The organism is Cytobacillus oceanisediminis, assembly GCF_003182355.1.
In the GTDB taxonomy this organism is placed as follows: Bacteria; Bacillota; Bacilli; order Bacillales; family Cytobacillaceae; genus Cytobacillus; species Cytobacillus oceanisediminis_A.
In genome coordinates this window covers 420,844-446,095 of record NZ_QGTW01000001.1, presented here as the reverse complement: position 1 = coordinate 446,095, position 25,252 = coordinate 420,844, and the positions used below count along the sequence as shown (strand labels likewise).

General features: G+C 38.4%; 28 protein-coding genes. 18 read left to right on the top strand and 10 right to left on the bottom strand.

Features of this window, described 5'->3' with window-relative positions; translation table 11 throughout:
- Positions 1-23: 23 nt before the first annotated feature.
- The 3 genes from DFO73_RS02200 to DFO73_RS02190 all read right to left on the bottom strand — a co-directional run bounded on the left by DFO73_RS02200 (position 24) and on the right by DFO73_RS02190 (position 2,275).
- The gene (locus tag DFO73_RS02200; protein ID WP_110063149.1) at positions 24-1,025 is read right to left on the bottom strand and encodes a tripartite tricarboxylate transporter substrate binding protein; all 1,002 of its coding nucleotides are present in this window, start codon (positions 1,023-1,025) and stop codon (positions 24-26) included.
- A 130-nt stretch (positions 1,026-1,155) separates the two neighbouring features.
- Positions 1,156-1,362 (bottom strand): capping complex subunit for YIEGIA, encoded by a 207-nt coding sequence (locus DFO73_RS02195; RefSeq protein ID WP_110063148.1) that lies wholly within the window; start codon positions 1,360-1,362, stop codon positions 1,156-1,158.
- A 1-nt stretch (position 1,363) separates the two neighbouring features.
- The gene (locus DFO73_RS02190) at positions 1,364-2,275 is read right to left on the bottom strand and encodes a YIEGIA family protein (protein WP_110063147.1); all 912 of its coding nucleotides are present in this window, start codon (positions 2,273-2,275) and stop codon (positions 1,364-1,366) included.
- 142 nt (positions 2,276-2,417) lie between these two features.
- Here DFO73_RS02190 and DFO73_RS02185 point away from each other — a divergent pair, with 142 nt between their 5' ends.
- A complete protein-coding gene (locus DFO73_RS02185) occupies positions 2,418-3,029 on the top strand; it encodes a YitT family protein (RefSeq protein ID WP_110063146.1) in 612 nt (203 codons plus the stop codon).
- Between the two features lie 3 nt (positions 3,030-3,032).
- On the opposite strand, the gene DFO73_RS02180 is transcribed toward DFO73_RS02185, so the two are convergent.
- Both DFO73_RS02180 and DFO73_RS02175 read right to left on the bottom strand, forming a co-directional pair.
- Complete coding sequence (locus DFO73_RS02180) at positions 3,033-4,274, bottom strand: MFS transporter (protein ID WP_110063145.1); 1,242 nt, start codon at positions 4,272-4,274, stop codon at positions 3,033-3,035.
- Positions 4,275-4,304: 30 nt separating this feature from the next.
- Positions 4,305-4,805 carry a DUF3231 family protein gene (locus DFO73_RS02175; protein WP_110063144.1) on the bottom strand — a complete coding sequence of 167 codons (501 nt, stop codon included), beginning with the start codon at positions 4,803-4,805 and terminating at the stop codon, positions 4,305-4,307.
- 276 nt (positions 4,806-5,081) lie between these two features.
- Here DFO73_RS02175 and DFO73_RS02170 point away from each other — a divergent pair, with 276 nt between their 5' ends.
- From DFO73_RS02170 to DFO73_RS02155, 4 genes are all read left to right on the top strand, one after another.
- Positions 5,082-5,285, top strand: coding sequence for a hypothetical protein (locus tag DFO73_RS02170; protein WP_110063143.1), 204 nt, complete (start codon positions 5,082-5,084; stop codon positions 5,283-5,285).
- A gap of 13 nt (positions 5,286-5,298) precedes the next feature.
- A complete protein-coding gene (locus DFO73_RS02165) occupies positions 5,299-5,592 on the top strand; it encodes a spore coat protein (protein ID WP_110063142.1) in 294 nt (97 codons plus the stop codon).
- A 504-nt stretch (positions 5,593-6,096) separates the two neighbouring features.
- Positions 6,097-6,372, top strand: coding sequence for a hypothetical protein (locus DFO73_RS02160; protein WP_110063141.1), 276 nt, complete (start codon positions 6,097-6,099; stop codon positions 6,370-6,372).
- 346 nt (positions 6,373-6,718) lie between these two features.
- Positions 6,719-7,372, top strand: coding sequence for a DsbA family oxidoreductase (locus tag DFO73_RS02155; protein ID WP_258309227.1), 654 nt, complete (start codon positions 6,719-6,721; stop codon positions 7,370-7,372).
- Between the two features lie 159 nt (positions 7,373-7,531).
- Here DFO73_RS02155 and DFO73_RS02150 read toward each other — a convergent pair whose 3' ends face one another.
- Entirely contained in the window at positions 7,532-8,260 is a 729-nt protein-coding gene (locus DFO73_RS02150; RefSeq protein WP_110063139.1) for a YwaF family protein, read from the bottom strand.
- Between the two features lie 501 nt (positions 8,261-8,761).
- Between DFO73_RS02150 and DFO73_RS02140 the strand changes: the two genes are divergently transcribed.
- Positions 8,762-9,355: a hypothetical protein gene (locus DFO73_RS02140; RefSeq protein ID WP_110063137.1), complete on the top strand. Its 594-nt coding sequence runs from the start codon at positions 8,762-8,764 to the stop codon at positions 9,353-9,355.
- A gap of 109 nt (positions 9,356-9,464) precedes the next feature.
- Here DFO73_RS02140 and DFO73_RS02135 read toward each other — a convergent pair whose 3' ends face one another.
- Positions 9,465-9,995 (bottom strand): hypothetical protein, encoded by a 531-nt coding sequence (locus tag DFO73_RS02135; protein ID WP_110063136.1) that lies wholly within the window; start codon positions 9,993-9,995, stop codon positions 9,465-9,467.
- A 1,026-nt stretch (positions 9,996-11,021) separates the two neighbouring features.
- Between DFO73_RS02135 and DFO73_RS02130 the strand changes: the two genes are divergently transcribed.
- The gene (locus DFO73_RS02130) at positions 11,022-11,495 is read left to right on the top strand and encodes a hypothetical protein (RefSeq protein ID WP_110063135.1); all 474 of its coding nucleotides are present in this window, start codon (positions 11,022-11,024) and stop codon (positions 11,493-11,495) included.
- A gap of 199 nt (positions 11,496-11,694) precedes the next feature.
- Positions 11,695-12,603: a cupin domain-containing protein gene (locus tag DFO73_RS02125; protein WP_110063134.1), complete on the top strand. Its 909-nt coding sequence runs from the start codon at positions 11,695-11,697 to the stop codon at positions 12,601-12,603.
- Positions 12,604-12,751: 148 nt separating this feature from the next.
- Here the strand turns inward: DFO73_RS02125 and DFO73_RS02120 are convergent, their stop codons facing one another.
- Positions 12,752-13,693 (bottom strand): alpha/beta hydrolase, encoded by a 942-nt coding sequence (locus DFO73_RS02120; RefSeq protein WP_110063133.1) that lies wholly within the window; start codon positions 13,691-13,693, stop codon positions 12,752-12,754.
- 362 nt (positions 13,694-14,055) lie between these two features.
- Between DFO73_RS02120 and DFO73_RS02115 the strand changes: the two genes are divergently transcribed.
- Positions 14,056-14,499, top strand: coding sequence for a DUF2243 domain-containing protein (locus DFO73_RS02115; RefSeq protein ID WP_181395886.1), 444 nt, complete (start codon positions 14,056-14,058; stop codon positions 14,497-14,499).
- Between the two features lie 25 nt (positions 14,500-14,524).
- Positions 14,525-14,980 carry a hypothetical protein gene (locus DFO73_RS02110; protein WP_110063131.1) on the top strand — a complete coding sequence of 152 codons (456 nt, stop codon included), beginning with the start codon at positions 14,525-14,527 and terminating at the stop codon, positions 14,978-14,980.
- 62 nt (positions 14,981-15,042) lie between these two features.
- Here the strand turns inward: DFO73_RS02110 and DFO73_RS02105 are convergent, their stop codons facing one another.
- Complete coding sequence (locus DFO73_RS02105; protein ID WP_110063130.1) at positions 15,043-16,551, bottom strand: Na+/H+ antiporter NhaC family protein; 1,509 nt, start codon at positions 16,549-16,551, stop codon at positions 15,043-15,045.
- Positions 16,552-16,738: 187 nt separating this feature from the next.
- Between DFO73_RS02105 and DFO73_RS02100 the strand changes: the two genes are divergently transcribed.
- The 4 genes from DFO73_RS02100 to DFO73_RS02085 all read left to right on the top strand — a co-directional run bounded on the left by DFO73_RS02100 (position 16,739) and on the right by DFO73_RS02085 (position 20,498).
- A complete protein-coding gene (locus DFO73_RS02100; RefSeq protein WP_110063129.1) occupies positions 16,739-18,439 on the top strand; it encodes a pyruvate oxidase in 1,701 nt (566 codons plus the stop codon).
- Positions 18,440-18,778: 339 nt separating this feature from the next.
- Positions 18,779-19,177 (top strand): CidA/LrgA family protein, encoded by a 399-nt coding sequence (locus tag DFO73_RS02095; protein ID WP_258309147.1) that lies wholly within the window; start codon positions 18,779-18,781, stop codon positions 19,175-19,177.
- Positions 19,149-19,841 (top strand): LrgB family protein, encoded by a 693-nt coding sequence (locus tag DFO73_RS02090; protein WP_181395885.1) that lies wholly within the window; start codon positions 19,149-19,151, stop codon positions 19,839-19,841. Before DFO73_RS02095 ends, DFO73_RS02090 begins: the two co-directional genes overlap by 29 nt.
- A gap of 423 nt (positions 19,842-20,264) precedes the next feature.
- Complete coding sequence (locus DFO73_RS02085; protein WP_110063126.1) at positions 20,265-20,498, top strand: hypothetical protein; 234 nt, start codon at positions 20,265-20,267, stop codon at positions 20,496-20,498.
- 84 nt (positions 20,499-20,582) lie between these two features.
- Here the strand turns inward: DFO73_RS02085 and DFO73_RS02080 are convergent, their stop codons facing one another.
- Positions 20,583-20,783, bottom strand: coding sequence for a cold-shock protein (locus DFO73_RS02080; protein WP_110063125.1), 201 nt, complete (start codon positions 20,781-20,783; stop codon positions 20,583-20,585).
- Between the two features lie 642 nt (positions 20,784-21,425).
- Between DFO73_RS02080 and DFO73_RS02075 the strand changes: the two genes are divergently transcribed.
- From DFO73_RS02075 to DFO73_RS02060, 4 genes are all read left to right on the top strand, one after another.
- Positions 21,426-22,304, top strand: a complete 879-nt coding sequence (locus DFO73_RS02075) for an endonuclease/exonuclease/phosphatase family protein (RefSeq protein ID WP_110063124.1) — start codon at positions 21,426-21,428, stop codon at positions 22,302-22,304.
- 248 nt (positions 22,305-22,552) lie between these two features.
- A complete protein-coding gene (locus DFO73_RS02070; RefSeq protein ID WP_110063123.1) occupies positions 22,553-23,074 on the top strand; it encodes a MarR family winged helix-turn-helix transcriptional regulator in 522 nt (173 codons plus the stop codon).
- 265 nt (positions 23,075-23,339) lie between these two features.
- On the top strand, positions 23,340-23,855 hold the full coding sequence (locus tag DFO73_RS02065; protein WP_258309146.1) for a hypothetical protein: 516 nt from the start codon (positions 23,340-23,342) through the stop codon (positions 23,853-23,855).
- 463 nt (positions 23,856-24,318) lie between these two features.
- Entirely contained in the window at positions 24,319-25,038 is a 720-nt protein-coding gene (locus DFO73_RS02060) for a GntR family transcriptional regulator (protein WP_110063122.1), read from the top strand.
- Positions 25,039-25,252 lie beyond the last annotated feature (214 nt).

Sequence of the window (25,252 nt, the reverse complement as noted above, 5' to 3'; positions counted from 1 at the left end):
CCGGGGCTTCCCTTTTTTCCTAATTAATCAATGTCTACGGTCTTTAGTAATTCTTCATACATTTCATACCGGATTTTAAACTCCTTTTGAACACTTTCCCGATCTAGAATTAAAAGGTCTGCACCCGCTTTCTCCATGTCAGCTAAAAAATCTTCATCCTTGAGAAGTTCTAAAAAGACAGTCTCCAGTTTTTTGATTATGTCAGGAGGCGTACCTTTGGGAGCGGCTATTCCTCTATCTGTGCTCATTACAACCTCTGGATACCCTAACTCCGGAAAAGTGGGAACTTCAGGGGCAAATGCATGGCGTTCTTCAGATGCTATTGCGAGCATTTGTATTTCCTCACCTAACCGGTACATATCGGACAGATTCCCTGAGATCACCTGTGTATGTTTTCCAAGAAGTGAAGCAATGGCCTCTGAGGAACCTTTATAGGGTACATCTTTTACTTGTATTCCGGCTGCTTGCTCCAAAAGCAATATGGCCATATGCTGTCCGACGAATTTCCCTGCATTCCCTATCGTAATTTGATCAGGGGACTGCTCAGCCTTTTTCACCAGGTCTTCCAAACTGGTAATATCACTTTCTGCAGAAACAGCAAAAACAGTGGGGTCCTGGCCCCAGTTTATAATTGGTTCAAATGTTTCCATCTTGTAGGAAGTGTCTCCAACTAAAGGCTGTGTAATAATATGAGGAAGGTTATAAACGCTTAGAATATACCCGTCAGGCTGAACAGAAGAAAAATAGTTCCAGCCAACCTGGCCGCCTCCCCCCGGTTTGTTAATGATGTTAAGCTCCTGCCCTAAATACTTTTTGGCATATTTTGCTATGATTCGGGCCTGAGTATCAGTAGCTGCACCTGGTGAATAAGAAACCACTAACTGAATGGGTTTTTCCGGATATTTACTTGAAGAAGAGCTAGAGGAACAGCCTGCAATCAGAAGGACCGCCATGAACACACAAAGAATAGATTGAAAAATTTTTGGTCTAATCGAATCCGCCGCCTTTCTTTTAAATCTAATCAAATTTATGTTCCATTTTCCTCATTTATATTTTGTCTTCCTTTTTTATATAGGAAAGGGGGGATAAGAAATTCCCGGATAAACAAAAAAAGGCCGGAAATGAATATTTCCGGCTCTTACTTTTAATACATTTTTAAGTTCTAATAACAAGGTAATCGCCAAACGAAAGCTTGACGACATCTGCCTTTAAAGTGATGGCGATTTCCTGGGCCATTTTTTTTTGCTGTTCCGCATTCTCTGCCAATAAGGTCAGCTGTCTTCCTCCCATGATGCGATTTTTATCCAGGGTGACAGCTGCCAGGACATCATATTCAAATTTGCCTTCTGCATTTCTGGGCAAGTTATTCCCTCCCTGAAAGGTTGGTTTTGAGTACATCCCTGTTTTTTCTGGTGCTTTCTAATAAAGGTGTTTTCTTTACAACCTCAATCAGCCTGTCCAGATCATGAACAAGGGGGACGAGTGTAATGATAACGCGCCCTTCCACAAAATCTTTGCGCATAAAATTATACCTCTTAACGCCAAGTGCTCTTGTTGCCTCAAACAGGGCTGCCTGTCTTTGTCCGTAATGATCAAGAGTGACTCTAAATCGATCTTCATTCGGCTTAATGACAACAGCAAGTCCTTCTTTTTCAAACAATTCGGATGCATATTCCGCACCTAAGAGATTGGTTACAAATAATCCATCCACATAAAGGCTGGAGTCTTTAAGGTCAATTTTACCCTTTTCAACCGAAGCAATGTCCCCGATTGTTTTGCCTTTTGAAAATCTTTTTAACAAAAACAGGGATATTCCTCCAGAAAAAACTCCTAAAAGGATTGAAAGGATTTGGGAATGGGTGTTTGCTAATTGCATCGTAAGGGCAGTGACGAATGAAACAATCAGCGAAAAATAATTCCGGGCCTCAAAGGTTTTGGCAATGCCGTCAATATATGCATCCCCGCGAAAGGTATATTCAGTCTTCTCCAGGTCTTTAAGACTCTCACGCTCTGTTTTGCGGACATCCCTGAATTGCTGAACCGCCAAGGTCAAAAAAGTAACAGCGATAAAATTCTTTGTCATTAAAGCCGGAATGGCAACAGCACCAAGCGCAGAAGCAATAAAGCCTGTTACTAAATTAATCATATAGCCGTTAGGGTAACTTGGATATTGCCTGATATCCTCTTTGATTGTAAGAATACGGGCAAGTGTTCCGACAATGAGGGCTGTCATAATCATAGTAATATGCTCTGACGATATAAATTCCTGATCCATGGCCTTCCTCCATTTTCCGCCATAGTATTTCCCTTTATAGGAGGACGAATTCCTGAAGAACAAACATAAACAAAGATGAATAAGAATAATATGAAAAGGTACAAGCTCAAAACAATTTAAGGGAGTAGCCGGGTGGTATTTGATGAATCATTTTTTCTATAAAAATGGCATGGTTATAGCAGGTGGAGCGATCCAAGGCCTTGGAATGGGATTATTCTTATTCCCGCACTCCATCCCATCTGGGGGCGCTGGAGGGCTGGCAGTCCTTTTAAATCATTTTCTTTTTCTTCATATGGGTTTTGCTTTATGGCTGGTTAACTTCTCTATGCTTGTACTGGCCATTAAATTTTTAGGAAATCGGTGCGCCATTTGGACTATGGCTGCCATATCAATCACATCCCTTTCCATTTATCTATTTCAGGATCTATTCAGAACTCCTTTAGGAAATGTTTGGGTGGATTTATGTATTGGCTCTGTTTTTCTCGGAACAGGTGTAGGGTTGCTGATGCGGGAAGGTGTTTCAAATGGAGGGATGGGGGTGGTTGCCTTAATCATCTCAACATCCCGTAACACGCTTCCCGGTAAACCGCTTTTTTGGATAAATGTCAGTATCTTTATTATTACGGCATCCATTATCAGCTGGGATCTAATCGTACAGGCTCTAATCAGCCAATGGATTTCAACGAAAGTAGTAGATTTTGTTTGCCGTTTGAATTGGCATCAAACATACACTCTGGCCTGGCGGAAGAAATAGCCGCTACACATAGTTATAACGGAATGAAGCCTTATGCCCCTTTTCTCCATCCTTGCCTTTTACATGAATTAAGGTTAAAGACAATAGCCCGACTGCAAGAGTAAGAGCGGCAATCGAAAGAAACATGCCTGTTTTTGACCATTCCATCAGCCTTGTGAAAATCGGGGGGCCAATTGCTACCCCCAGAAATCGAACGGAACCATATAAGGAAATTACAAAGCCTCTCCGTTCTTTCCCTACAGAACCTGTTATTAAGCTGTTTATGCACGGCAAGACGAGGCCGGTGCCCACACTGCTGATCACTAATATGAGAAGAAACGGTACAAGCTTTTCAAAAAAAGTCAGGATGCTGTAAGAAAGAGTCATTAATAAAAAACCAAGCACGATCAGTTTTCTCATAAGAACCATATTTTTTCCAATCTTACTCCCCGTAATATAGGAAGATGCCCCCATTACCAAAAGGGGGATGGCTAAAATAAGCCCCTTTACAACGCCATCAATTTTATAATCCTTTTCCAGAATGTCCGAAAGATAAAATAGAATTCCAAATAACGTAAATAAACAGGTTGCGCCTGCTAAATAAGTAGTAAACAGCCAGCGGCCCTCATATTTAAAAACACTTAATAACCCCCTTACATATTTCCCAAAAGGCGGGGGAGCTTGCCGATTCCTTTTTTCTTTAATAAAGATCCAAGTTAACAGAATGGATATCAGACAAATAGCAGGAAAGGCATAAAAGACGGCAAACCAGGCAAGCAAGCCAACCAGGGAACCGAGAATGGGGGATAAAACCTTCCCGAAGCCGTTTGAGGCTTCCACAATTCCAAGCACCCGGCTTTGCTCGCCTCCTTTAAATAAATCTCCGGTTAAAGCCATGGCTATAGGTGCTGTACCAGCCGCACCTATTCCCTGCAATGTGCGTCCGATTAGAATCCAGACATAGGAGCTTGTAAATGCTGAAGCTGCTAAGCCCGAAAGCAAGCCGCCAAGGCCATAAAGAATTAAGGCTGGCAGAATAACTACCTTTCTGGAAAAACGGTCTGACAAATATCCCAATATGGGAATAAAAATAGCTGCAGCAACTGAAAAGACTGTAATGGTTAAACTGGTCTGCAATTGTGTTAGATTTAAGGCAGATTTCATTTGGGGAAGGATTGGAATAAGCATTGAATTCCCAAGAGTCATGATTAAGGGAATCGAGCCAATCGCCGCAACTAACATCCCTTTATTTTTATTGGAAGGCATCTTTTTCACACATCCTATTAAGCGTAGTTGTTACTTAAGATTAAGGGGCGGAAGGACCAGCCAGCCTTTATCTTTCGTTATTTTTAACAGCTTTTCTTCATATTCAGCCTTTTGAACATGAAACTCCCCGTACATTTGGGCAATATCTTCTCTGGCTGCGATCCCCATGACATAGCTGTTCATAATTTTCCCGGCCATCAATTCCTTTTGAACTAAGCCTGCAATTTCGGGGTCATTAAAACGGGCACCAGCCGGGATATCTTCCAATTGAACGTCTGGCCTGCTTGGCGGTGCCGGCGGAAGACGAATCCCATTTGTTTTGAGGATTGCTTCTGTTTGCTGTTCTTCCTGCTGGATGCAATTCTCCATTAAATCTTCCAGAAACACTTTTAAATCATGGTCGCCTGTATGGTTAATCAGAACCTGCAAGGTAACTAAGTATGCTTTTGTAGCGTATAAATGCGACCACAGATTAAAGACCTCACCCGAATGTAAAGGCTCGTCCTGCGGTTTATCACCCAAAATACCCATTACTACCTCTCCTTTGTATAATTTTTTCACACTATCCTATTTTGTCTTATTCGCAGATATTTATGTTTATCATTTAAATGTGAGCAGGATTTCGGATGGAAGTAATTTTTTGTGAAAAGAGTTGGTTAGTAAAATTTCAATAAAAATAAAATTCATTTTAAAATTGCCGTGCTTCCGGATCTTGGAACAAAATGAGTTACCGAACAAAATGGATAAAAGCCAATCTGTCCGCGAAAAATAGAGAGGCTGAAGATTTATTGAAAGGGGGGAATGCAAATGAACCAGCTTACAACAAAAGAGCTCTCTTTTATCGAGGACGAAATCAGAGCGGAGGAAATTACAGCAAAAACGATCAATTGGTGTGCCTCCCAATGTTCAGATCATGAGCTTCGAGCAAGCCTGGAAAAGATTGCTGAGCAGCATCAATTGAAAATTGCCGATCTTTCACAGTATTTCAATCGATCCAGAGTAATTCAATAAAGGAGTGAGCAGTATGCCTAATAATATAGAAGGCCGCGGTTTAACAGACAGGGAAATGCTTCAGCTTTGTTTGGAGCTGGAGAAGGGAAGATGCCGCAGCATCAGTAATACCATGTTAGAAACAAGCCACGGAGAATTGCGTGAAATTTATCACCAGTGCTTTAACAATGCCAACAGCAGCCAGTATACTTTATACGGCATCCTGAACGAAAAAGGCTGGTATAAAACAAATCTTGCCTCGACGGATGAAATTACTAAAGTACAGGAGTTTATGCAGAATAACCTGCATCCGGACAATCAATTTTAATAAGAAAACTGAATCTTAAATGAGTTCGGGGTTTTATTGTTTTTGGTTTTCTGGTTTGAAATAAATAACAGGAGTCAATATCTATAAAAAGCGGATCAACCAGTGTGCTACTCCAGACATTGGCCTAGAATTAAATTTGGAAGTAAGATGGCTAACTATTGGAATCCTGCCTCCTTCTTTGGGTTATAAAAAATAGAATAAATAAAACACGAATTTTAACTAGTAAATCCCATTACTCTAAAGGCCCTTTATAAAGAAGGGTCTTTTCTTTAAAATCCATTGTACCAATTTGTTTTTGCAAAAGTGCCTTTCCTCCGGCTGGATATAACTTTCCATTATTGTACGGTAACTAAACATGATTTGTTTTTGCCATGAAAATGGGGTTAAAAAATCTAAAACATCCCTGAGTGTACCATCCTAATTTTTGTATAACTTCGTAAGAAAATATTTATAGAGAAGAAGGAAAAGCTAAGAATAATCCTAACAAAGGGGTGGCATTGATAAATGAATGATGATGAAAAATATACAGATTTCTCCAATGTGGAAAAGCAACGGACATTCTTGACTGCAGAAGAGTTTCCAGATGGTCCATTTGGCTCGCCAATACGTGCAGACGAACCAGTTGAAAATAAAAGTACACCTTGGAGAGAGGGGCAGCAGTACTACAGCAACTTTACCTATGAATTTAGAAACCTTCACCAGGATATGCCTCGGCAATACCCTGGAGCTCATCCAACACACGATGAAAAAAGCAAAAATGAGGAAGAGCCTTTTACCTGAACCATTTTTTGGGAGACTGTATGATGTTGTCTCCCATTTCTTTTGCAGTAAATCTTTCTGATTGATGCTTATTGGGCTCCAGGTAAAATTCGAGCTAAGACTCTATAATTTAAACCCAGTTATGGCGGACATTTCTTTGGACTTGGAAACAGAATCAGAATTAGGTTTGAGGAATGAAGAAAAGAATTCGTGTAGTTTAACTAGTAAATGGTGCTTGCTTTAATAACTAAGCTAATTCCGTGTAAAATACTACCTTTACTACTATACTAAAGGAGAAATGAATGGATTGGAGGAATAGAGTATGCATATTGAAATGTGGACTGACTTTGCTTGACCATTTTGCTATATTGGCAAAAGGCATCTGGAGGATGCCATTAAACAGATTGACCATCCGATTGAAGTTACTTATCGATGCTTCGAGCTGGACCCAACAGCCGAACGGGATATAAAAGAAAATATGTATGAAAAGCTGTCCCAGAAATATGGGATGAGCATTGCACAGGCAAAAGCAAACACTCAAAACGTGGTACAAATGGCTAAGAATGCTGGATTGGAATTTAACATGGATACAGTTGTTTTGACTAACACCTTCGATGCTCACCGTTTAGCGATGTTTGCGAAAACACAAGGATTAATGAAAGAAATGACCGAACGTCTATTGCGAGCTTATTTTACGGATTCTAAACATATTGGGGATCATGAAACATTAACGAAATTGGCGGCAGAAGTCGGGTTGGATCGTGGTGCTGTAGAAACAATGCTCGCGAGCGATGAGATGGCTGACGCTGTTCGGGCAGATGAGCAAACGGCCCAGCAGTATCGCATCACAGGTGTCCCATTCTTTCTTATTAATAAAAAATACGCTCTTAATGGTGCACAGCCAACTGAGGCATTTGTACAAGCACTGGAAAAAGTCATTGCAGAGGATGAAATCACCGTATTAAACAACCAAGACGGTGTGACCTGTGATGACGATGGATGTGAAATTCCTAAAAAGTAGTACATCAGAGATTGATTGACTAAAAATCATAATTAACCTATTTTATAAGAACTGGTCTACCGGATTCCTTTAAAGGAAATCGGGGGCTAGTTCTTTTTATGTAAATAATTAATTTATGGCTAATATAATGAATCTGCAGGACTGTCACAATTGTAATCATTAAATTTGAGAACGTTCTTGGTAGCTTTTCTCCCATTTTCGCAAAATGAGCCATGCAATTAAGCTAATGACGATTAATACACTCTCCAATGAAAAAATATACCAGGGATAGGGACCCAGCACATCAAATAAGCTTGGGCTTTTCGGTTTGTGGCGCAAAAACCAGTAATTCCCGTCAGCCTGTTTATTAACGTACAAGATCACTGGTAACATCAGATTGATAAAGACCATTAGTTTTATGAAAGATTGGAATGTTGGATAATAGCCCTTTGCCCACGTAAAATACAAGGTTACCCATACAACCATCAAATGCGCATAGAAAAAGTGAATAAATCGAAAATGAGGAAAATCATATGTTAACGCAGGGGTAATGATCGCTTGTGAAGCCCCCAATAACGCAATAAAAAATAGCAATTCAAAGAATATCTTTTTCCTGGTCAATAGCAAAATGATACATAAAAGGAGGGCGATATTGCACAATTCCAAAGGCAAGGAACGTCCTGCTTTCCAGACTCCATGCACTAACATCCATATGTGATTCATGATTTCGATCCATAATAAAGAAAAGGCTGCTCCTATTTCGGCTCTTCTCCATTTTGGATCCTTCAATTTTTTTCGATTTAGGAAAATAAAGAAAGAAGTAAGAACAAAAATAGCTATTATCATTAAATGACTTTCAGAAAACAGTTCAAAATTGAAAGATCTGTGACTGTGGCCAAACCACTCCATTTTTTCCAACCCCTAGTTTGTTATAGAGCAAATATAAGTTGTGCTTTTCTCGGGATTTTTATGCGGCGTGTCTGCTTTTTCTTTCTATATCTCCGATTACATCAAATCTGTACAAAATATGTTCTCTAATAAATTGAAAATATATTTTCGAGGTGTGTAATGAAGGTAATTATTGAAACTATTCTTACTCATCGAAGGAAAAAGAGGGCTGCGGCGGAGTGGATTTTACATTCGTGATCTTGACTTTCAGCATAATGCAGATTTTGCTGTCAGCATAGCAGCTTATGAACGGATAAGGAGGGAGGGAGACTGGAAACAGGGAAACGGTTATAGAAAAGGTAACTTAGAATGAAAGCCATGACGTAACAGAGTTTAGCCCTTTTTTTAAGACAATTTGCCTTTTAAATAAGGTTATACATATAAAGATTTGACAATAGATACACTAGGTAGAGAGAAAAGAAAACGTACAATCAATTTCTGCTAAAAGGGATGAAACGATATATGGAGCCTAACCGTCTTGACCAATTTGATAAAATAGTAAAAATGGGTAAGGAGGGCCAAAAGTCTCTAAACGACTATTGGTTTGATTTTGCGCTTTATACTTCTTTTGAATATTGGCTAATGGTTTCATTCCTTATTGTGCCACTTATTTATTTATTTTTTAAAATAGATAAAAGCAAGATTTTTTTTATGGGTTTTTACGGATACAGTATACATATCTTTTTCAGTTATATTGATTTATTTGGTAAGAATTTAGGCTTATGGAACTACCCGTTTCCGGTTATTCCATTTATACCGGGAATATCTATTGATTCAAGTTTAATTCCTGTTACGTTTATGCTCGTTTACCAATGGACATTAAATTATAAAAAAAATTACTACGTGTATACGATTATTACTTCAGCCATTTTGTCCTTTATTTTCAAACCCTTGCTTGTTGCGCTTGGACTTTTTAAAATGTATGGAAATATAAACTATTTCCATCTCTTTGTCGGTTATTTACTCGTAATTATTATAGCTAAATTCATTACAAATGTTTTTTTATGGACAGAAAAAAGATATAACAATCAAAAAAACACTAAAAACCTGTTATAGCCCCATCTAAAAGGTGAAGCAGATCATTTGTCTGTAAACACGGATGAGGTTCAGTCTGTAATTCGAAAAAACGTACAAATATCTCAAATCTGCAGTTATTAACATCAAGCTATTGTTCGTCTACAGGGATAATGTCAGCAATTTGGAGAGCATCACCCGAAAAAATGCAGTAAAAGTCTGTTACATCACTGTGCAGTTTGGTATTCGTTATTAAAAAACCATCATAGCCTTGGTTTATAAGATAATTACGGAATGCTTCGTTCGATTCCTCTTTATTTAAAAGAATGGCCTTGTCTTTCCAGGTAGGGTTTATCCCTAAATAGTCGCAATATTTGTCCCGTTCCTGCATAAACAAATCATAAGATTTGTATACCTTAAGGTTTGGTTCATCTATATATATTTTATAAATAAAGCCGCGGACGGGCCTGTCATATTGAACGACTTTAGGTTCGCCATCCTCCCAAAACTCCGTTTCCGATTTTTCGATTACGGTCTCCGTTCCAATAGCAAAAGGTTTTGCTGCATCCACATCCGAAGTAAACCAAAATCCAATTGTATCGATATCATTGCTAATATTTTGGACAGCCGTTTCTTTAGTAAACTCTTTAAATTTTTTTATAGACCCATGATAAACAATCATATGCATGCCTCCCATTATTAGGTTAACCAGATATCAGGTATTCAATAATGACAGGGGCGGGATTGATAACATAACTACCAAATTCCAGGCAGAACAGTAAATATCGTCATTAATGATCCGGATTAACGACCAAATTCCAGATAGAGCAGCCAATATGGTCGTTAATAAACCGGATTAACGACCAAATTCCAGGTAAAGCAGTAATATCATCGTTAATAAACCGGATTAACGACCATATTTCAGGGAGAACAGCCAATATGGTCGTTAATCATCCCGATTAACGACCAAATTCCAGGTAAAGCAGTAATATCGTCGTTAATAAACCGGATTAACGACCATATTTCAGGGAGAACAGCCAATATGGTCGTTAATGATCCGGATTAACGACCAAATTCCAGGTAGAGCAGTAATATCGTCGTTAATAATCCGGATTAACGACCATATTCCAGGGAGAACAGCCAATATGGTCGTTAATAAACCGGATTAACGACCAAATTCCAGGTAAAGCAGTAATATCGTCGTTAATAAACCGGATTAACGACCATATTTCAGGGAGAACAGCCAATATGGTCGTTAATGATCCCGATTAACGACCAAATTCCAGGTAAAGCAGTAATATGGTCGTTAATAAACCGGATTAACGACCATATTTCAGGGAGAACAGCCAATATGGTCGTTAATGATCCGGATTAACGACCATATTCCAGGTAGAGCAGCCAATATGGTCGTTAATGATCCGGGTTAACGACCAAATACCAGGTAGAGCAGCCAAATATCGTAAACATAGCATTGATGAGTAATTTCTTATTTTTATTTTTCACAGTTGATTGGAGCGGATATTTACAGAAATTAATAATATAAGGTGTTTTTGCGTTTCATTCGAATGTGACAGGCGGCTATTTTCATACCTTCTATAAAAGGAGTTTGTTTTTTTATTAAATAAATACCGTTTAACCGTACAATGCACCTGCTGGGAACTCCCAAGATAATGAGGAGAGGACAGAAATCAATCAGGAGGGGCTATGTATGAAATTTACCATAGAGTATATCCCGCTGAACAAAATCAAGCCGGATTTATCGCTGAAAATTACAGAGCATCTAAAAAGGCTTCAGAGATTAATGTGGGACTGTATGTTTGTGTTGGTGGTGAAAAAGAATCGGAAGGATGATACCTATATTATTGTTAGCGGTCATGAACGATTGGAATCTCTGAAAAAACACACCAAAAACATTTATGCACCATGTATTGTTGATAAAAGTAATTCTACTGGAATCCTATCGTGGCTATATCGATTACGGAACAAACAGCCTCTGGATGACTTCCCCTTAATGCCTGCCAGCTGGTCAATCGCCCGTTCTTTTTTGAAACAGGAACACCGTTTTAAAAACCTTTCCAGGTCTGAACAAATAAGAGTGCTGCACATTGCTGCACGTTACAAAAAAACGGTAATTTTCGCGATGAAAAATACAGTGGATGAAATGCTGAGAAACAAGAAATAACTTTGCCGCCTTTAAAGATTGATATTAATAGAATAAAGTTTAAACAGTCCCAAACAAGAGAGTAGTATTAAGAATAAAAAGCTGCCGATTTTGGCAGCTTTTTTGGAAAACCAATCCTTTAAAGGCTATATAAACCAACGTACATTCTCAGCACATAGACATATGATGCTTTTAGAAACCTGTGAAGGGAATGACTAAAATGTATTACGGGCCTAAATCGTATTCCTATCCATTTTACCATGTAAACCCGCAAATGCATTACACAGACAATATGTTTAGAAACCAACAAGAAAATCATCAGCAAGTATGTGAAGCGATACTTGGAGCCCTAAAAAGAGAAGCTTCAGCTATTGAGCTATACAGACTGTTAGCAAAAGAAGCGCCAAACGAACAGCATAGAAATGAAATTCTCCATACGTTAGAAGGAAAAAAAGCTCATTTGTCACAGTTTACGAATCTTTATATCAGCCTAACTGGGAGTCAGCCAGTGTATCAAATCAATCAAGTTCCATTTCAAAACTATAGAGATGGTTTACAAAAAGCTTATATAACTGAAGTGGAAGGTTATAAGGAATATCAAAAGTTTTGTTTGCTTACTCAATATCCTCAAATCCAGAATGTATTTTTATGGGCTTTGAATGGTGAACAAGAGAATGCCGTACGATTTGGTTCTTTACATGAGGTAGTTTCAAATCGAGTAACGGATTATGGACCAGGACCTTTTGTCGTGGATATTGAAGAAGCTACCACTCAAAATAATACCTTTCGAACCGCACTATGGACAGGGAAGCATTTGCAGCTGACCTTGATGAGTATTGATGTTGGCGAGGAAATCGGATTAGAAATTCATCCTGAACTGGATCAATTCTTGCGTATTGAAGAAGGTCAGGGAATTGTTCAAATGGGGGATAGCAAAGATCGATTAGATTTTGAGGAGAAGGTCTCTGAAGACTTTGCAATCCTTATCCCTGCTGGCAAATGGCACAATTTAATCAATTCGGGATATCAGCCGCTTAAACTCTACTCAATCTATGCACCGCCGCAGCATCCATTTGGAACTGTTCATAAAACAAAAGCAGAAGCAACCGCTGCTGAGAAAGAACAGTAATAAATAAGTTGAAAATAGGAAGAGACAACAGTGGATAATACCCACACTTTTGTCTTTTCCTTATTTAGTTAACTGCCGGAAACGCTATTGGAAAAGTTGTCTGTAAAAATTCAAATATATGCTCAAAAAACAAAACACGCCCTCCTTTTTACAAAAACCGGACAATCTTTTGGAACACCTGGTCACGAATATCGGGTTTTTCATTAAATAATTGATGTCTTCCGTTTTTAATAAGGCAAACATGTAAGTTGCTGAACTTTTCCTCAATAAAATTTAGATTATACTTCCACTCTACAGTCTTGTCTTCTGTTCCTTGAATCAACAGAGTTTCTTTATTAGTCGGGGGATAGGTTTGAATTTCCTTGTTCCAATGGATGAGTGAACTTAACCAGTCTGTTGGAATGGCTTTTGGCTGCAAAGGATCGTTTTTTATGAAGTTGATAAATTGTTTATCTGAGGAATTGTCGCGAAAATTCCTGCGAATCTCCTTAATGAATGGGAACTGTCGCATGAGATAAAAACCCATTTTTGAAAAAAACCATAGGTTCGATCTAACCAAAGGAGCAATCAGTATAATTTTGTTAAAATTTGTTTCTTTCTGCTTTAAAACATAATTGATCAAAATAGCCCCACCTGTACTATGCCCAATCCCATAAAAGGGACCGGATATTTCTTGCTTTGTTTTGTTCATTAACTTTTCAAGCGTTTCTACATAAGCGGAAAAACTTTTAACAGAGGCTATTTCTCCTTCAGACAGGCCATGGCCTTGTAAATCATAGCTGATCACCCGGTATTTATGGTCGTTTAAATGTTGGATGATATTTTTTAAAATCCCTACATGATCCAAGTAACCATGCAACAATATAATCGTCCCAATACTTTGTTCCGATGAAAACATTTGCACCATAATTTGCGTTCCATTAATATCTATTTTTCCAAAATGATAATCGATGTTTTTTAAATGAAATCCGTAATAATTCAGGTAGGCTTGCATGTCAGGGGTTAAGCTAACAGCTTTTTTGAAATTAATTTTTTGATCCGAATCAGCTAATCTTTTTAGAACCTTTTGCATGTCTCTTTCTTTGGTCATAGCTATTATCCTTCCGTCGAAATCTCAAGGATTAGTATACCTATATTCAATTAAATTATGATGGAGGTATAAAGCGGGAAATATAGACTGCTGGTTGATTTCATATTGATAATTGTATGATAAATCATGTTTTACGAAACGGGGAGTATCCGTCCATCACCTTAACGATCAGAGCGAAACTGAGTGTTTTTGAGTAATCATTCATAAGCGATTTTTACTGTGAATGATCGGAACTGCAACACCAATGCGGTTCCCTTATTTTTGTACTAAATTATGTGGATAGCCAAATCTCTAAAATGTATAATGTCCACTATTTTTGGGCACTACTCGAAGTAAACAATTTTTTGCAGAGGGTGCTTTATTTGAAAAAAGAAAACAAAAATTTATTTATAGCCGGCTTTATTCTTGGATTGGGGTTATTAGGGGCAATAGATGGGATATTATTTCATCAGCTGCTTCAATGGCACCATATGATCCTAAGTCCTAATCCTCAGCTTGAGATTTTTACAGATGGGCTATTTACTGCGTTATTTTCGGCTAAACTGATTTGGGGCGGGGTGAAAATTTTCCAAGATGCCAGAAAGAATCAACTCGGAAATAGCTGGAAGGTTTTTCTCGGAAGTATTTTTATAGGCGGCGGTACATTCAATCTCGTGGAAGGGATTGTGGATCATCATATTCTCCAAGTTCATCGTGTTAAACCATCAGCTGATAATCCTATGTTATATGATTTAGCTTTTTTAGCGATCGGCCTTTTGCTTGTTATTATTGGTTATATGATCAAGCGCATGGAAAAAACAGCATAATTTAAATTTTAAAGTGAGGTTTTAAATGGAAAGGTTAAGGAGTTTTTTATTTTTCTTCGTACTTTTTTTAGGATTCTTTTTTTATTTTACAAGCCAGAATCCACACAATCACGCAGATGCCACTAAGAATCATATGGACCATGGTGATGTGGAAATTCCACAAGGATATGAAGTTCCAAATGTAAACATTTTCGTGACGGAAGACTACTCGGGCACATGGCTGCTGAAAGTTCAGCTGGATCATTTTATATTTGCACCCGATAAGGTAGGAATGAACCAACCAAGCTATAATGAAGGCCATGCCCACTTATATATAAATGGTGAAAAAATCAATCGTTTATATGGAGAATATTATCATTTAGGTTCTTTACAAGAAGGAAAAAATGAAATAAAAGTTACGCTCCATTCAAACAATCATGGAGCATTAGTATACCAAGGGAAACCAATCCAAAGCAGCATGATTGTAGAAGTATCTGCTTAGAGTTTATGTTAATAAAACATAGAAAAAGGACTGCCAAGGGTCCTTTTTCTATTGGGATTGTACTATTTTTGGTAAGCTTCAAATTCCTCACGCTTTAGTTCTTCCCCATTTTTTCCTTCAAATCGCAGGCCCCAGCCAGTTAATGCTGCAATCAGCATGACCAGAAGCAGAAACCATCCCTGAAAGACAAAAGGGAATACCTCGGTTGGTCCCACGATGGGGAGGAATCCGAATTGCTGGGCAGCACCTTTGATTGTAGCCCATGCAAGCAATACGCCTCCGCTCCAGGGGAAAATATAACCTAATGAAGAGGAAACCGTGTCAAGGAAATTGGCCCGCCGATAAGGGTGGATATGAAATTCTTTGCCGAGCTGGCGTACGAAGGGACCTGCTGTAATTTCTGCAGCCGTGTTAATGGTAATGAACACATTCAGGAAAGCCACAATTCCAAATATGGACAGCTCTGCTCTTTTGACTACGCCGTTAATGATTTTTAAAAAGAAGCTTTTTATTCTCTCCATTGTTCCGGCAAGCTCCATAATATGCGCAGCTGCGAGGATAAACAAAATCAGGATGGCCATATTAAAATATCCGCCGATCCCGCTCATTAAGGCTCCGCCTACAACGGGGTTTCCCAGTTCATCCCGGGAAAAATTAAGAACCGTTGTTAATGAAGTTCCTGTCAGGAAAATAACCGCGATCGATGCGACGATTCCCCATGTTAAAGTAGTTACTAAATGTCGTCCCATGAGAGCTAATGTCAGGACCAAAATAAACGGAATTAACATAAATAATCCGACAGGTGAAACTTGCTCCTCCAGCTGTGAAATGACTGCAGGATTTTCAACACCGGCTCCGCCGCCGCCAAAAATAATAAACATAATAAAAGCAGGAATGGCTGCAGCCAGTGAATATTTTATTCTCGAACGGACGACCCCAGGTACATCCGCTTCCTGAGTTGTTGCAGAAACGATCGTGGTATCGGAAACAGGTGCGAGATTGTCCCCGAAAACAGCACCGCTTAATATCGCAGCAAGCAATACAACAGGGTCAGCCCCCAAAATGATCCCGGCAGGATACATGAGAATCCCGAACGTGGCGACTGTGCCATATCCGGTCCCAACTGCTGTTGAAAACAGACCAGCAAGCAGGAATGTAACGCCAACCAGTAATCCGCCCTTTAAATTCGCAACAAATCCAAACCAGATCAGACCCTCTACAAGACCGCCAGCTGCAAGCAGCTTCGCAAACATTCCGGCCCAAAACCAGGCGATAACGGAAATGACGCCAATCGGCTGAGCCATTCCAGTAATCAGAGCCTGGGCATAATCCCGCCACTTGGATTTCACAAAAAATAAGCCAAACGCAATCCCCATTACCATTCCCAACACAAGGGCTTCTTCCGTAACCAGCTTTAACACACTTAAAACAATGGCCCAAATGATAAAAAATACAAGAGGGAGGGTAGACGTAAAGGCTCCTCCATAAAATTCAAGCCGGTCGACTTCCATTTCTCCAACAGCCTCTGTTACAGCTGCTTCCTGCTCTTCCATTTGTTTTTCGTTATCCATAGCGTTTCCTCCTTTCAAAAACAGACCACATCTTTCCTTATGTTTTCACGCAAGGAGGGAAATGATTCTTAAGAGTTATACACGCAAGGGGATTAAGCTTCCATCAATCTAGCTTTTAAACATTCATAAAATTGTTTCCTATTTAATTGGTCATACTATCAATAACTGAAATAGGAGGCGATAGCTTATGTTTAGGAAAAGGGCAGGCGACGCCATGATGGATATGTTAATTGAATGGGGCGTTGACCACATTTACGGAATGCCTGGGGATTCGATAAATTCATTAATTGAATCTATTCGAAAAAGGAAGGAGCAGCTTGATTTTGTTCAAGTACGGCATGAGGAAGCAGGAGCTTTAGCAGCCGCTTCCTATGCAAAATTAACAGGAAAACTGGGAGTTTGTATGGGGATTGCCGGTCCCGGTGCCATTCATTTATTGAATGGCCTATATGATGCAAAGCTCGACAAAGTACCCGTATTAGCCATTGCGGGGCAGGTAGAGACAGATTTAATGGGCTCTGATTTTTTTCAGGAGGTTGATCTGGCAAACCTTTTTAAAGATGTAGCTGTTTACAGCCAAACCGTGATGTCAGCAGAACAGCTGCCGACTGTTGTCAATCAGGCGGTTCGGGCTGCCTATGATAAGAAAGGCGTATCGGTGCTGATTATCCCTGATGATATCCCGAAAATGGAAATTGAGCGAGGTGCCCGTGTAACCAGTACGACCTTGGTTCAGTCCGATCAAATTCCACAGCAGCAGGATATACAGCAGGCAGAGAAACTTTTAAATAAGGCGGAAAAACCAATCATTTTAGCTGGAAAAGGAGCAAGAGGGGCACGTGACTCTTTGATTCGTTTTGCAGAGAAATTAAACGCGCCCATTGTCCTGACTTTGCCTGGTAAAGGCATCGTTCCGGATGACCATCCTCTTTGCCTTGGAGGTCTTGGATTGCTTGGAACCAAGCCTGCAACCCTTGCAATGGAAGAGGCGGATACGTTAATCATGGTCGGTACCTCTTTCCCGTTTACTGGGTTCCTGCCTGAAAATGCAAAGACTATCCATATTGATAAAGATCCCTCCCAAATCGGCAAGCGTTATCCGGTTGATGTAGGTTTGGCTGGTGATTCTGAACTGACACTCAGCAAGCTAACGGTTTTGATTCAAACACCTAATGATGGAGCATTTCTTCAAAAATACCAGAGCCAAATGAATGACTGGTGGACCAGATTGGAAGAGCAGGAGGCGGATAACTCCGTTCCAATTAAACCCCAGCGTGTGGTAGGGGCTCTTCAGCAAGTTGCAGCGGATGATGCCATTCTTTCCGTGGATGTTGGGAATGTAACCGTTTGGATGGCAAGGCATTTTAAAATGAAGAATCAAAAATTTATCACTTCCGGCTGGCTGGCTACATTAGGCTGCGGATTACCTGGCGCCATCGCTGGCCGGATTGCTTATCCGCATAAGCAGGTCTTTGCCGTTTGCGGGGATGGCGGATTTCAAATGATGATGAATGACTTTGTGACAGCTGTGAAATACGACCTTCCGCTGGTATGTATTGTGTTTAACAACCACAAAATTGCCATGATTAAGTTTGAACAAGAAGTAATGGGAAATGCAGAGTTCGGCACCAATCTCCAAAATCCGGACTTTGCCCGTTATGCAGACATTTGCGGAGGAATTGGATACAGGGTCGAGCACCCTGATGACATCCTGCCGGCTTTAGAAAAAGCGGTCTCTCATAGGAAACCATGTATTATAGATGTCGTGGTGGATGCTAATGAAGCGCCATTGCCGGCAAAAATCACTTTCGCCCAAATGACAGGATATGCCCGGCATATGGTCAAAGAATTGTTCCAGGAAGGTACCATCCATAAGCCGCCGCTATAAAAATGGGATGGACAGAATAATAGCAGCAACGCTCAGAGTTTCTTCTCTGAGCGTTTTTTTGCGTATTTAACATCGACCTTTTGACAGGCAATAGGAATATTCTGAAATATTCGAGTAGGGGATGATGGAATGATGGGATCTAAAAGATAGGGTTGTAATGATGCTAGCTCTGATATTAAATAAACTGCTGCCAAGGTGATACATAATTTTGGTTTTTGTGCATTCATACAAAACGAAAAGAGGTGGAACTGTATCAAGTCACAGACATGGTTTTACCGGTTTCCATTCTGAATGTTCGATGCTATAATTTTATTTTGAGTATCGAAAGGAATGTTATATGTGAAAAATGTTTTGATGTTTTTATCTCAGTTATTTTTGCTTTGGGCGATTTACCAACTTTCCAGTTTTATAGTAGGAATCCTTCATTTGCCTATACCAGCCAGTGTGCTGGGGATGATTCTTTTATATATCTTTTTATCAAGCGGAATTATTCAGATTCGGTACATCGAGAAGAGTACATCGTTTTTAATCAGACATCTTGCCTTGTTTTTCGTCCCATTTGCGGTAGGCTTAATGAATTATGCAGGACTTATCAAAACGAGCGGAATGCAATTGCTTCTTATGATTGCAGGAAGTACAATTATAGGTTTACTGATCACAGCTGGATTGACTCAATCTTTATCAAGAAGGGAAAAGGAACGAACACATCATGAACAGTCACATTCTCACTCTCTTTAGTATTATTCTTACAATTGCTGTATATTTTGGGGCAACCGTTCTATCACGGCGTGTTGTATCTCCATTCACAACACCCATATTGACCGCAACGATTGTTATGATTGGCATTCTCAGCTCATTCGATATCAGCTATGAGCAATATTCCTCTGCCAAGGAATGGATAACATCTTTATTGGGTCCAGCTACAGTTGCCCTGGCAGTGCCTTTATATAAAAATAGAGAGATCATAATGGAAAAATTAATGCCTGCCGTATTTGGGCTAGTTATTGGAACACTATCGACTATTCTTTCAGCTGTTTGGATTTCAAAAGCTCTAGGGCTGTCTGATACCATCCAGGCAACATCTGCTGTTAAAGCAGTCACAACCCCTGTGGCCATTGAAGCAGTCGTCCTAATCGGCGGGGATCCTGCGCTTGCGGCGGCTTTTGTGATCACCTCTGGCATATTTGGAGCTGTTTTTGGGCCAGCTCTTTTAACATTTACGAACATTTCTGATCCGTTTTCACGAGGGCTTGGGATCGGAACGGTATCACATGGGATCGGCACAAGCCAGGCTGTAGCGGAAGGCCCGCTTACAGGTGCCGTTTCAAGCGTTGCGATGGGGGCTTCGGCCATTATTACCTCTATCATACTTCCTTGGGTTTATCCGCTTATACAATTATAAAGTAGCGCAATCCTTTGAGTGGGATTGCGCTTTTTTTTGAAAGGGATGCATTTCATCTATGTATTTGCATTTGAAAAAGCTATTTCTTTAATAATTTGTGCGTAATAGTCGTCATAAAGCCATGCTTGATCGAGTTTTATTGCGAATATTTGTATGGATCGGGATATATCGGTTACTTTCTCCTGTTTATCGGTCAGTTTTTTAATATATCGGTCAGATTCAAATTTTATCGGTCACTTTTCTGATATATCGGTCACTTTTTCGATATATCGGTCAGTTCGCGTCATATCAACATTCCTGCAATTCTATAGTGATAATAGTGTATGTACATAAATATGGCAGCTTTTCAAGAAGAGGACAAAATTTCAAGTGCCGCTAACCTTTTATTAGTTAGAGAGGTCTAGTGGCGGAGAATCGCTTGAGATGCATACATACCTTGGAAAAAATAACGTGGATTTAATTGTAGTTGCAATTGATCAAAATACGGCAGGGGATGAAAGGATTAATGAGTATTGTCCTTGGAGAAATGGAGAATTTAGTGAGAAGCTGTTAGATTACAAAAGTGAATCGGGTGGGAAGGGAGCAAAAAAAGAAGAATGGACCGGAACTGCATTAATGGAAGAAAGATGGGATCTCGAGATTTCCGATAACAATTAAATAAAGGGGAAAACGAGCGCAGATTTTTTTTATGAAATGTTTTTTAGCAAATAAAAAAGGACTCTATAATAGAGTCCTTCGTCATTACGCTTTGTTAACGTTAGTAGCTTGAAGTCCACGTTGACCTTGCTCAGTGTCAAATGTAACTTTTTGGCCTTCGTCTAAAGATTTAAATCCTTCGCCTTGGATAGCTGAGAAATGTACGAATACGTCTTCTCCACCTTCAACTTCGATGAAACCAAAACCTTTTTCTGCGTTAAACCATTTTACTGTACCTGTTTGCATGTGTGTTTCCTCCTGCGTGGATCTATTCCACATTTTAATACTATAATTGCTCAATTAGATATCAAAGGCGAAAAGTTTAAACACTTATTCTTTGACAGAACAAAAATAATTCTTCTTAAGAATAACAGCTAATGTTTGGAAAAGCAAATAATATTTAGGGATATTTGTTTTTTTTTACTTCAAGTTATTCAAAAAGAAGAGGTTTTTCTAGGCTAATGTTCTGATTTCTCCATTTAAAAATAATAAAATCTATAGGTAAAAGTTCCCTTTGGCATTGGAGCCCCAGTTTCTATAAATGAATTTCATCACGCGTTTCGTGTAAAAATGGAAGCTCATTAGCTAAGCTTTAAATAGGGAAATTGCACTGTTGTTTTTTAAGTATATTGTTTGAATTACCAGTTTTCTTTAAAATCGCCTTTCCCGATCTTTTTGAGATTTCCACAAATGATTCTATACACTATATACCGAGACAAGATAAACTCTCCAGGTAACTGGAATAGGCGTAAATATATAGGAAAAATGGCTGTGATTAACAAATGTGTAACAAAACCTAAACCCCTTTTTTACATAGCGTCAATAAAGGCTTTTTGTTCATTTGTTATTCTCATAGAGAAATTAGATTCTCTTAAGGGGGCAGATAGTATGAAAAGTGTAAAGCGGAGTAAAAATCGGATTAGGAAGGCAGTTAGTTCAGTTATGGCGTTGTTGCTGGTAATTTTAGGTTTGGGAAATAGCGCATTTGCAGAACAAACCAGTTTTGGACGAGGCCCAGAGGTAAATGTTAAGATAATGTCCTATAACATTCATCATGGTGAAGGGGAAGATGGAGTTTTAGATTTAGAACGGATCGCAAGAATAATAGAAGATGCAGATACGGAAATTGTTGCCTTGCAGGAAGTGGACAATCATTGGTCTGACCGCAGCGATTTCCAGGATCAGGCAAAGTGGCTCGCAGAGCGTCTTGGATTGTTTTATACATATGCAGCAAACCTGGACCGTGAGCCATTAAACAATGGTGGCGAACGACGTCAGTATGGTACAGCTATTTTAAGTGCATATCCAATCATTGAATCAGAAAATCATTTCCTGTCCAAAATCGGGAACACTGAGCAACGGGGACTGTTAGAAGCTACAATCAATATAAATGGAAATCACTTAAATGTTTACAACACACATTTAGCTTTAACTTCCGCAGAACGGGAGCTGCAGGTTAATGAGATTATTGAAATTGCCAGCCAAACAAAGGGTCCAAAAGTGATTCTGGGGGATTTAAACGCTACCCCAGAGAGCAATGAAATGAAACCTATGTACGCTAATTACCTGGATGTATTTGCAGATACTCCGGATGCAAATACTTATTCTGCTGAAAATCCTTCAAAGCGGATTGATTATATCTTTACATCAAAAGACATTGAAGCGGCAGATGTTGCGGTGATTAATAGCTTGGCTTCTGACCATTTGCCAATCACCGCGGAACTTGTATTGGATCGTGAGGAGCCATATTATAATGGCAATAAATAATAAGTGAATCCAGAGTCTTACCAAGAATGATTTGGTAAGACTTTTTTATTACACTTTTATTAGCATAGACCGCAGTGTGGCCATAAGCAATTAAACATTTATCAGGATAAAATAGCTGTCTTTATTTAAATGGGATGGCTTGTTTACTTTGGCAGAATAAAAATAAAATTAAGAGTATGTTGTTCTCTATAAGTTTAAGGTTGGAGATAATGTACATACTGTCAACTATGGTGATTTTAGGAGGAAATATGAAATTATCGAGCGAACAGTTTCATAATAGTTATTTAGCGTTTGCATTTATTAGAGGCATAAATTTAGTAATTGAAAACGATATAAGAAAATCGTTGGAAAATTACGAATTATCGTTTCCTGCTTTTCGTATTTTATGGATTTTATATTTTGATTCAAACCATATAAACATGTCTGACCTTTCCTACCTGGCTCAAACAAATATTTCAAATATTTTTCGGCAATTAACGAAGCTAAAAGACGAAGGATTGGTCATTATTGAAAATGGCAATGATGCCCGAACGAAAGAAGTATGTTTAACGGAAGCCGGCCGGAAGCTTGTCGAAGAATTTATAGAAGAGAATACTACAAACTCGAACTTACAGATTGTCGAATCAATCGCCAAAATCTCAAAAGAGGATTTTTCGAAGTTTATTGAAGTTTTTACTTTGTTAAGTGATGAATTACTAGGAAAACAATATAGTGACTTTTTAACCAAATCTTCAAATGCAATATTAAATAAATCAATAAATACACCTTAGATGGGAATTTGCTGTCCTTTCCTGCCGGTAAAAACAGGGTTATCTGAACCTTGCTTCTATCGGCTTTTTTTCCTTTTTCTATTTAAAATCAACGCTCGCATCACCGAGGCTCATATTCCTTCTTTAAATATTTGCATTCGCAAATAAATTTGTTTTTTATGTATCATACTAGTAATAGTTACTAATGGAGTACCCAACAATAGGCAAATGACTTTATAGATGAAAAAGATCATAAAATCTCAATGAAGAAAAGGGGGATCACAATTTGCAGCTTTTAAAGTGTATTAATGCGAAGAATTCGAGATTTTTATTAATACTTATGATGATTATTCCCTGGATTTCGTTTCCGTTATTGGGACGAAGCACAATAAAACGGTTTCTTCCCGCAACTGTATTTATTAGTTTAGTCGTAAAAATAATGAATATTTTTGCCGAGAAGCGGAAATGGTGGTGGTTTTATACAAGTGTCCATTCAAAGATAAAAGGAGATATTCCTTTTATTTTAGGTCCTTACTTTATTTCCTCTCTTTGGGTTTTAAAAATGACTTATGGTAAGCTTCCGTTATTTTTAATTACAAATGCAATTCTCCATTTCTTATTTGTATTTCCAGGAGGAAAACTTTTGAAAAATTTAGGAATAGTTTCTTTAGTCCGGATAAATTCAATCCAATTATTTTTTATTCTTCTGATAAGAGCGGTTCTTTTATATAGTTTTCAATTTGCAAAAGAGAAAATAAATGATGGGCGTACTGAATTAGGGCGGGAATTAAAAGAAAGCTGAGAAAATTTGAAAAAATAACTAGGTGAGCGGTAACAATGAAATAACGTTAATACTATTGCTGCTTTTTACAATTTTTTTGCTATAATCGTTTAGGCTTATTTTAAAAGGTTTAATAAGTCGGATTGTTTCATCTTTTTTTCTATACACTTCATTTTTGTGCCAGCATATTAACTTTAAATTTTTCAGCTTTTGAACGATTATCTGTACAATAAGGGGGAACACCCAAATTTATGAGTTTTATTCAGAATGAGTAAGCTTTAAATGTTGTCCATTGATCAAGTGAAAAAGAGAAAATACAGTAGAGTAAATTCAACCAATCATGTAGTTAAATGTTCTGCTTTTATTTAAAGGCTTTTTATTTTGTATTAAATATTCAAAAAATATTGACAATTATATTTAAAACAGTTAAATTATTAATAATTATAAAGTTATAACATTATATTCACTAGAGGGAGAATAATAAATGCAGTTAGATAAAAGATTACATATACCTCTTTATAGACAGGTAGAAAAGATTTTAGAAGAGAAAATCATTTCGGGACAATGGGGAATTGGGAGCCAGCTTCCAACTGAGCAAGAATTATCAGACCTTTTTGATGTCAGTACCATTACCGTAAAAAGAGCTGTGATTGAGCTTGTGAACAAAGGTTATCTTTTTAGGCAAAGAGGCAAGGGAACTTTCGTTTCCGGAGCTGCAAAAGAACAAGATCTTAATTCTATTATTTCACTTACCACGAATTCAGATCAGGAGCATCCTCATGATTTAATCAGTTTTACTTATGAAGCAGCTGGCGAAGAGATTGGTGAGAAATTAAGACTTGATCCGGAGGATGAAGTAATAAAGATTGAGAGATTGAAAATCGAAAACAATGATCCGATCGCACTTGAGTATACCTATTTGCCGGCAGAAAAATGCCCAGGCCTTACATCCGATGATATTAATAATGAACTTATCTTTAACATCCTAAAAAACAGATTTCATGTTTCACTGGGAAGAGCTAAAGCATTTATTAGACCCTATATACTTCCTAAAAAACAGTCCAAACTGCTTCAAGTTGAAACCGGGACTGCTGTGTTTGAATGGGAGCGGTTTACCTATACGAAGCAAGAGGATATTATTGAATACTCCAAATTCTATATTCGCGCAGATAAAGAGGTTTATTACACGGAAGTTCAATTATAAAAAAATGATAATTCCAAAATGGACATTCTATTAACATAAAAGATATAAAGTTATAATATTATATTTTAATATAAAAATACTGAAAATTGGTAATAATCAATTTAATAGATTTATTGCATTTAAAGAAAGGGGGGAATTCATTAAACTGATCAATCTTCAGCTTAGATCAGCTCCTTTTGTGCAGGTATGAAACATCTAAATTGACGAGGGGGAA

Bases quoted from the DNA above. Each gene is read 5' to 3' on its own strand.
- DFO73_RS02190 (WP_110063147.1), bottom strand. From the start codon at position 2,275: ATGGATCAGGAATTTATATCGTCAGAGCATATTACTATGATTATGACA.
- DFO73_RS02185 (WP_110063146.1), top strand. From the start codon at position 2,418: ATGAATCATTTTTTCTATAAAAATGGCATGGTTATAGCAGGTGGAGCG.
- DFO73_RS02180 (WP_110063145.1), bottom strand. From the start codon at position 4,274: ATGCCTTCCAATAAAAATAAAGGGATGTTAGTTGCGGCGATTGGCTCG.
- DFO73_RS02175 (WP_110063144.1), bottom strand. From the start codon at position 4,805: ATGGGTATTTTGGGTGATAAACCGCAGGACGAGCCTTTACATTCGGGT.
- DFO73_RS02170 (WP_110063143.1), top strand. From the start codon at position 5,082: ATGAACCAGCTTACAACAAAAGAGCTCTCTTTTATCGAGGACGAAATC.
- DFO73_RS02165 (WP_110063142.1), top strand. From the start codon at position 5,299: ATGCCTAATAATATAGAAGGCCGCGGTTTAACAGACAGGGAAATGCTT.
- DFO73_RS02160 (WP_110063141.1), top strand. From the start codon at position 6,097: ATGAATGATGATGAAAAATATACAGATTTCTCCAATGTGGAAAAGCAA.
- DFO73_RS02150 (WP_110063139.1), bottom strand. From the start codon at position 8,260: ATGGAGTGGTTTGGCCACAGTCACAGATCTTTCAATTTTGAACTGTTT.
- DFO73_RS02140 (WP_110063137.1), top strand. From the start codon at position 8,762: ATGGAGCCTAACCGTCTTGACCAATTTGATAAAATAGTAAAAATGGGT.
- DFO73_RS02135 (WP_110063136.1), bottom strand. From the start codon at position 9,995: ATGATTGTTTATCATGGGTCTATAAAAAAATTTAAAGAGTTTACTAAA.
- DFO73_RS02130 (WP_110063135.1), top strand. From the start codon at position 11,022: ATGAAATTTACCATAGAGTATATCCCGCTGAACAAAATCAAGCCGGAT.
- DFO73_RS02125 (WP_110063134.1), top strand. From the start codon at position 11,695: ATGTATTACGGGCCTAAATCGTATTCCTATCCATTTTACCATGTAAAC.
- DFO73_RS02120 (WP_110063133.1), bottom strand. From the start codon at position 13,693: ATGACCAAAGAAAGAGACATGCAAAAGGTTCTAAAAAGATTAGCTGAT.
- DFO73_RS02110 (WP_110063131.1), top strand. From the start codon at position 14,525: ATGGAAAGGTTAAGGAGTTTTTTATTTTTCTTCGTACTTTTTTTAGGA.
- DFO73_RS02105 (WP_110063130.1), bottom strand. From the start codon at position 16,551: ATGGATAACGAAAAACAAATGGAAGAGCAGGAAGCAGCTGTAACAGAG.
- DFO73_RS02100 (WP_110063129.1), top strand. From the start codon at position 16,739: ATGTTTAGGAAAAGGGCAGGCGACGCCATGATGGATATGTTAATTGAA.
- DFO73_RS02090 (WP_181395885.1), top strand. From the start codon at position 19,149: ATGAACAGTCACATTCTCACTCTCTTTAGTATTATTCTTACAATTGCT.
- DFO73_RS02085 (WP_110063126.1), top strand. From the start codon at position 20,265: ATGCATACATACCTTGGAAAAAATAACGTGGATTTAATTGTAGTTGCA.
- DFO73_RS02080 (WP_110063125.1), bottom strand. From the start codon at position 20,783: ATGCAAACAGGTACAGTAAAATGGTTTAACGCAGAAAAAGGTTTTGGT.
- DFO73_RS02075 (WP_110063124.1), top strand. From the start codon at position 21,426: ATGAAAAGTGTAAAGCGGAGTAAAAATCGGATTAGGAAGGCAGTTAGT.
- DFO73_RS02070 (WP_110063123.1), top strand. From the start codon at position 22,553: ATGAAATTATCGAGCGAACAGTTTCATAATAGTTATTTAGCGTTTGCA.
- DFO73_RS02060 (WP_110063122.1), top strand. From the start codon at position 24,319: ATGCAGTTAGATAAAAGATTACATATACCTCTTTATAGACAGGTAGAA.